The organism is Sulfitobacter sp. HI0129, assembly GCF_001635395.1.
GTDB lineage: Bacteria > Pseudomonadota > Alphaproteobacteria > Rhodobacterales > Rhodobacteraceae > Sulfitobacter.
Genome location: NZ_LWGH01000334.1, coordinates 1 through 6,953, shown reverse-complemented (window position 1 = coordinate 6,953; position 6,953 = coordinate 1). Strand labels below are relative to the sequence as shown.

The following is a 6,953-nucleotide window of genomic DNA, read 5'->3' as shown; positions in this document are numbered from 1 at the left end:
TATCGCTCCAGCGCTTCCAACGGTTGTAGAGCGTTTTGTGCGGGCCATATTCCCTCGGCGCATCTCGCCATCGTAAGCCATTGCGATTGAAGAAGATAATCCCGCTCAGGACGCGCTTGTCATCGACGCGAGGCTTGCCATGGGATTTGGGGAAGAAAGGCTCAAGACGCGCCATCTGCGAATCCGTCAGCCAGAAAAGATCAGACATGTTCACCGCTAGGTTTTCGAACCGTGAATCACGCTCCTAAGCGGAAATCAATGGGTCCTGACCCTAGAGAGCGGGCATTGACCACGATGGCTTCCGCCGGGAGTGATATCGAACAGGTTTTCACAGGAATCGACAGTAATGCACACGATCTTATGGCACGGTTACTGGAGGTGCTTTCACCGCTACATTTCCGAATTTACGATACCAAACCGACCTCCTTCTACGAGGAATGTGAGTGGAGGCTTTTGCGGTATCGTCATAGAGCTTCGTTACCGGAAATTGAATACTTTGCTGATGATAGTTCAATAAAGCCTTTTATTTCTTGTCTGATTGCAGATCCTGCGAGAGAGGCAATTCAAGAAGTTGTACTCGGACCCAAACATGCATCGAAAATCAAATGGGTGCGTGCGTTTTTGGCGTCGTTGGGCTTGTCGCATGTGACGGTAAAAAAATCCGGCATAGAAAGTTATCGCTGATTTTCGTTCGACAATCTACTCTTCTCAGATTTTAAGAACGCTCGCTTGTAGCTCACCGTAAGTCACATCGTTTCATACTCAAGATATTGCATTTTATATCAAGGCTCTGACTGCAGTTTATTGTTTTGCGGCCACCTTGGTAACTGACATGGTGCATTCAAAAAGACATTAAAATTGGAAACGTGGCTGAAGTTCACCGCTCTTGAACGTCGAAAACGACCGAAACACAGCTTTGAGTGTCCGCTTTCATTGGGCAGCCCAATCTACCTTGTGTTCACAGCGAAGGTCCGCTCACCGCCCTCCTTCTAAGGGCCCTCGCAGGCACGGCATATTCATCCGCACGAAGGTCCGCCAAAGACCTCCCGACAAAACGCTACAACCACACCCCCAAACGAAAAACGCCGCCCCGGGGGGCGGCGTTTTCCTCATTCTACAGGTCCGTAGATCAGGGTGTGATCTTGTGGACCAGGCCTTCATCGACCACGGCATAGAGGCTGCCGTCCGGTCCCACGACGAGGGAGCGGAAGCGACCGGACTCCATACCTTCCGGCAGGGTCATCTCCGTGACGTCGACGACCTCGGTCTCATCCTCGGTCAGCTGGATCACGTCGATACGCTGGCCGATCGGCGTGCCGCCGAAGCCAATGCCCATGATACCGACGACCATGGCATTCTGCCAATCGCCCCAAGCCTCGCCGCGCAGGAAGTCGGCGGAGGATGTGCCCTGAGACCAACCATTGTTGTTCCAGATCGGCGCCATCGCGTCGGGATAGGTGTCGAAGTCGGTCATCGGCATGAATGCGGCCCGCTCGAAGCGGTTCATCCCGTCGGCCTGGTTCGGGCTGTAGCCGCAGTAGTCGTCCGGGCAGTCGCCCCGGCCAGCCATGTTCGGGCGCGGATCCCAGCCCGCGTTTCCGCCGTTCTCAAGCACGGTGATCTCGTCCGAATGCCAGGGGCCATGTTCCGCCGTGATCGGCGTGCCGGAGGCGTTGAACGTGATACCTTGCGTGTTCCGGTGACCGTAGGTGTAGGTCCGCTTGTCGAAACCTTCCGGCGGGTTGTTCTCGGGCGCGGCATTGCCGTCCGTGTCGACCCGGATCACCTTCGACCCCATCATCGTCGGGCTTTGCGGGACCTCACTGTTGTGGTTGTCGCCGGTGGTCAGATAAAGATAACCGTCAACCGGGTTGAACCGGACACGGCCACCGTTATGCGCACCGGGGCCGCCGAAGGGGTGATCCGATGCCTTCATCTTGTAGGGCACGTCATCGATGATGTCGGTCCGGCCGGATACGCCGGTGAAATCCTCGTTGACCTCGAACCGCATAAGGCGGTTGGTGTGCGGATCGGACATATTCGACGTCGAATAGACGTAGATGCGGCGGTTGTCGTCGAAGTTGGGATCGAACGCCACGCCCATCATGCCGGCCTGACCTTCGCAGAATAGGTCATCGCCGTTGGAGGCATAGCCTTCCGTCTCGCCCACGCCGTAAAGTGCGTTTACCGAACCATCAGGCATACGGACCGACAGGCCCTTGCACTTTTCGGTGAAAAGCATGGTGCCGTCAGCGCGAAGCGCAACGTCCCATGGGTTTTCCAACCCTTCGAGCACCACCTCGTGGCTCAGGCTCGATGTGTTCTGGGCAAGCGCCGGTACGACACCCACCATCGAACTGATCCCCATCGCGAAAGCGAGTGATCTGTGTGAAATCTTCATGTGTTCCTCCCTTGAAGAATTGTTTATCCGGCCCCTCCGATACGGGATCATCGGGAAAGGATCTGCTTTATAGGTAACGGCCTGGACCGGCCCCGTCTTGGTGCGGGGTCATTCCAAAGTCGTGATGAAGGTCGCGACGTCCAGAATGTCCTCGTCGGACAAATTCTTGGCGCGCGGGGCCATCAGCATCGTGTTGGGGCCGAACTTCTCGCCTGCGCGATACCGTTCGAGCCGGTCCACGATGTACTCGTACTCAAGACCCGCCAGTTTCGGATAGGCCGAAACGCCCTTGCCCTTCGGCCCGTGGCAGGCGCGGCAGTCTTTCTTGAAGATTTTCTCACCGGCTTCCGCATCGCCCATCGCGATGTCGGCTTGCATGTCATCGGATGTCGTTTCGGTGTCCGACTCCTCCGACATGGTTTCGGTTTCAGTTTTCTCGGTTTCCATCGCGGTCGTTGCTGCCGCATTGGATTCTTCGGTTTCCGGTTTGGTCTTGTCCCCGGCGATCACCGCCCCGGAGGCGAGAAGAAAACCTGCAGTGGCAATGAGGGGTAAAGAGGTCCGAAACTTCATCAGTGTACTTTCATGTTCAGACCCTTCCCGCGGGATATGCCGGACGGGTCACGTTTTACTAAGACATCCCTATAAACTACCATCACGGCCAATTACTGTATCTGCGACGAACGTCGCAGATGACTTTTTCGGGCGGCGAACCATGGGCACCCGCGACGACGTCAAAGCGCGATTCCAGTGGCATCAATCCCCCTCATCCTTGAATGCGAAGCTGCAGGCGGTTCCCTTTCCCGCCCCGATACTTTCTGATGCGCGCGGACCCCCAAGGAGCCTTCCATGTCCTTTCGATTCATCCATGCCTCCGATCTGCATCTCGGGCGCAAGTTCGCGAATATCCCGCAGCCGCCCGACGGCAACATCCGCGGCCGGCTGATGGAGGCGCGTCATGAGGCGCTCCACCGTCTGGCAGAGACGGCGCGCCAGCAGGGTGCGGCCCATGTGATGCTCGCAGGGGATACTTTCGATACGGCAACGCCTTCGGCCGGGCTGATCCGGCAGGCCCTCGCCGCGATGGGAGAGGCCGAGGACATCACATGGTGGCTGCTGCCGGGCAATCACGACAATCTGCACCACGCCGACCCCCTGTGGGAGGCGATCCGCCGAGATGCGCCCGGGAATGTGCAGGCCGTGACCGAACCCGCCCCCATTGAGTTGGCAGCGGGGGCCACGCTGCTGCCCTGCCCCGTCGCCTTTCGCACAGGCGCCAGCGATCCGACGGACCCGTTGCCTGCCATGCCCTCGCCCGAGGGGAACCTGCGGATCGGCTTGGCTCATGGCGGCGTGACGGATTTCGACGATACCGGCGCTGCGATCGCACCGGACCGGGACCGTTCGGCCCGGCTCGATTACCTCGCCCTCGGGGACTGGCATGGCAGGCGGGTGGTGTCGGAACGCGTGCAGTACCCCGGCACGCCGGAACAGGACCGCTTCAAACATGGGCGTCGTGGGCTCTGCCTCGCGGTGGAACTGGCGGGCCCCGGCGCACCCCCCGATGTGACAGAGGTCGAGATCGGCAAATTCCACTGGAGCGAGGTCGAACTGCCCCTGCATCCCGGACAGGACCCTGAGGCTGCACTGGCGGCTGCGCTGCCCGAAAAGGGGCGGCGCGACTTGCTTCTGCGCGTTTCGGCCAGCGGCTGGGCCAGCCTGCCGGAACATGCAGCACTACAACAGGCGGCGCGTCGCATCGGCCCCGAGTTTGCCCATTTCGATCTGCGCTCCGATGCGCTCGGCACCCAGTACGACAGTGCCGATCTGGATGAGATCGACCGCGCCGGCGCCCTGCGCCTCGCTGCCGATACGCTTCTGGAAGAGGCGGAATCCAAGGACCTGCCGCAAGAGGAACGGGAGATCGCCCAAGCGGCGCTGTCGCGGCTCTACGCCTATGTGAAGGAAGCCGGGGAATGAAGATCCGCGCCATCACGCTCTCAAACGTCCGCCGCTTTACCGAGCCCGCGCGCATCGGCGACATCGGCGATGGGCTGAACGTGCTCTGCGAGCCGAACGAACATGGCAAATCCACCCTTTTCGATGCGATACAGGCGGTCTTTTTCAAGGCCCATGGATCGCGCGACAAGGACGTCGCGGCGCTGCGGCCCCATGCGGGCGGCGCGCCCGAAGTGACCATAGAGATCGAGACCGACGCCGGGCGGTTCACCATCGCCAAACGCTGGTTCCAGAAGCCCGCCGCGACGGTGCACCGGGGCGCCACGTTGGTCGCGCAGTCCGACGCGGCGGAGGCCTGGATCACCGAGCTGCTGGGCGACGATGCAGGCGGTCCTTCGGGCTTGATCTGGGTTCGGCAGGGGGTGACGGACCTGACGACGGGGTCGGCGAAGGAACAGAAATCGGCACTCGATGCGCGCCGCGACCTGATGACATCGGTGGGCGAAGAGGTCGAGAACCTGACCGGCGGGCGGCGCATGGACATGGCGCTCCGCCGGTGCAAGGCTGCGCTGGATGAATTGGCCACCGGCAAGGCCCGCGCGCCGAAACGGGGCGGCCCTTGGAAAGACGCGCAGGAGCGGGTCGAAAACCTGAGTGAGCGGCGCGACACGCTTGCTGCCGCGGCCGCAGACCTGCACGGCGCCCTGACCGAACGCAACCGCGCGCGGCGCGAGTTGCGACAGATCGAGGATCCTGAGATCGCTCAGGCCCGTCGCGACAGGCTGGCCACGGCGGAAGCGGCACATGCCGAGGCGCTGAAACATGCCGCAGCACTGGAGGCCGCGACCCGCCGGGTGGAAATGGCGCGGCTTACGGCGGAAAAGGCACGTGACCGGCTCGCCGCCCTGCGCGAGGCAACGCGGGAGCACGGCGCGGCGGATGAGGCCCTGCAAAAAGCCACCATCCGGGCTGAGGCGGCGAAACGCGACCTCACCGAAAAGGATGAAGCGCTGGACAGCGCCATGCGCGCGCTCACCGATACCCGCCGCGCCCTCAAGGAAGCCGAAGACACTCAACGCCTCGCCCAGCGGGCCAAGGCCGCGCGGGACGGGGCCGAACGCCGCCGGGAGCTGCAAGAGCGCATCGCCGCCGCCATGGAAGCGCATGCAAGAATGGAGGAGGCGGCCACGCGCGCAAGCACCGGCCCCGATGCCCAAACCTTGCGCCAGATAGAGGAACGCCTGCGCGCCTTTGAAAGCGCCCGCGCCGCGCGGGATACCACGGCGACCCGGATCACCGCCCATTACGCCGAAGGCCGCGCGGGTGGCATCCTGCTCGACGGCGGCGCGCTGACGGATGGGGAACCGGTGCCGCTTTCCGGCCCAGTCCGACTGGAAATCGACGGGATCGGCGCACTCGAAATCCGCCCGCCCCATGGGGTCGAAGGCGAAGACAGCGTGGACAGGGCCAATGCGGCCCTGCGCGCCGCATTGGATGCCGTGGGTGCGGACACACCCGAAGCGGCGCGCGAAGCGGCGGCGGCGCGGGCGGAGGCGTCGCAGGACCGGAAGGAGGCCGAAGCGGTCTTCAAAAGCCTTGCGCCCGCCGGTCTGGAGGCGCTGCGCAAATCACTCGCGGCCATCCCCGTGGCGGAGGGTCTGGAAACCGCGCCTGATCCTGATGAAGCGGACCGTCTTCTGGATGCGGCGCGCGCCGCACAGGAGGACGCGGCGCAGAGGCAGGAGAGCGCGGCGCGCCACGCCTCCGACGCGCGCAGTGAAGCGGCGGGCGCGCAGACGGCGCTCAGCGCGGCGCAGGACCGGCTCGCCCGGGCCGGGGAGGCATTGGCCCGCCTCGGTGACGCTTCCGAAGAGACCCGGATCGCGGAGAGCGACACCGCCACACGCGCCCTCGCCGAGGCGGAGGCAGCCCGGGATGAAATGGCCCGCGCGGCACCGGACCTGACCACTTCGGAGGCGGCGCTGAAGCGCGCCCGCGCGGTGGAAACGCAAGCCCAGGCGGAGACCGCACGCCTCAGACCGCTGCTCGCCCGGCTGGAAGAGCGGATCGGCAGCACCGCCGGAAAGGCCGTCGAAGAGGAACTTGCCGAAACGGAGGAAAAGCTCGAAGCCGCGCAAGCGGACCTTGTCCGGATCGAACGGGAGGTCGCGGTGCTGATCCGGCTCGAAGCGGCGCTGGAGGCAGCGCGGACGCAGGCGCGCGAACGCTACTTCGCCCCCATCGCGCGGGAACTGAAGCCATTACTCCACCTGCTATGGCCAGATGCCGAACTGACATGGGGCGAGGAATCGCTGCTGCCCGATGCGCTGATCCGCGAAGGGCGCGAAGAACCCATTTCGATTCTTTCGGGCGGCACGCAGGAGCAAGTGGCGCTGCTGGTACGGCTCGCCTTTGCGCGGATGCTGGCGGCGGCAGGACGCACCGCGCCGGTGATCCTCGACGATGCGCTGGTCTTTACCGATGACGACCGGATCGAACGCATGTTCGACGCGCTGCACCGGCAGGCGGGCGATCTGCAAATCATCGTGCTCACCTGCCGCCAGCGCGCCTTCCGGGACCTCGGGGGCCAGTT

General features: G+C 63.1%; 6 protein-coding genes. 3 read left to right on the top strand and 3 right to left on the bottom strand.

Features of this window, described 5'->3' with window-relative positions; genetic code table 11:
- Positions 1–208: transposase (locus A3764_RS23985; protein WP_150122016.1), on the bottom strand; the 208-nt coding region annotated here is incomplete at its 3' end.
- 50 nt (positions 209–258) lie between these two features.
- On the opposite strand from A3764_RS23985, the gene A3764_RS24580 reads away from it, so the two are divergent.
- On the top strand, positions 259–684 hold the full coding sequence (locus tag A3764_RS24580; protein ID WP_150121571.1) for a hypothetical protein: 426 nt from the start codon (positions 259–261) through the stop codon (positions 682–684).
- Between the two features lie 445 nt (positions 685–1,129).
- Here A3764_RS24580 and A3764_RS08245 read toward each other — a convergent pair whose 3' ends face one another.
- On the bottom strand, positions 1,130–2,401 hold the full coding sequence (locus A3764_RS08245) for a PQQ-dependent sugar dehydrogenase (protein ID WP_067928424.1): 1,272 nt from the start codon (positions 2,399–2,401) through the stop codon (positions 1,130–1,132).
- A gap of 108 nt (positions 2,402–2,509) precedes the next feature.
- Positions 2,510–2,974 (bottom strand): c-type cytochrome, encoded by a 465-nt coding sequence (locus A3764_RS08240; protein WP_067928420.1) that lies wholly within the window; start codon positions 2,972–2,974, stop codon positions 2,510–2,512.
- A 276-nt stretch (positions 2,975–3,250) separates the two neighbouring features.
- On the opposite strand from A3764_RS08240, the gene A3764_RS08235 reads away from it, so the two are divergent.
- Complete coding sequence (locus A3764_RS08235; RefSeq protein ID WP_067928416.1) at positions 3,251–4,381, top strand: metallophosphoesterase family protein; 1,131 nt, start codon at positions 3,251–3,253, stop codon at positions 4,379–4,381.
- Positions 4,378–6,953 (top strand): AAA family ATPase (locus tag A3764_RS08230; RefSeq protein WP_067951453.1); only part of this gene is annotated, 2,576 nt, incomplete at its 3' end. The genes A3764_RS08235 and A3764_RS08230, both read left to right, overlap by 4 nt.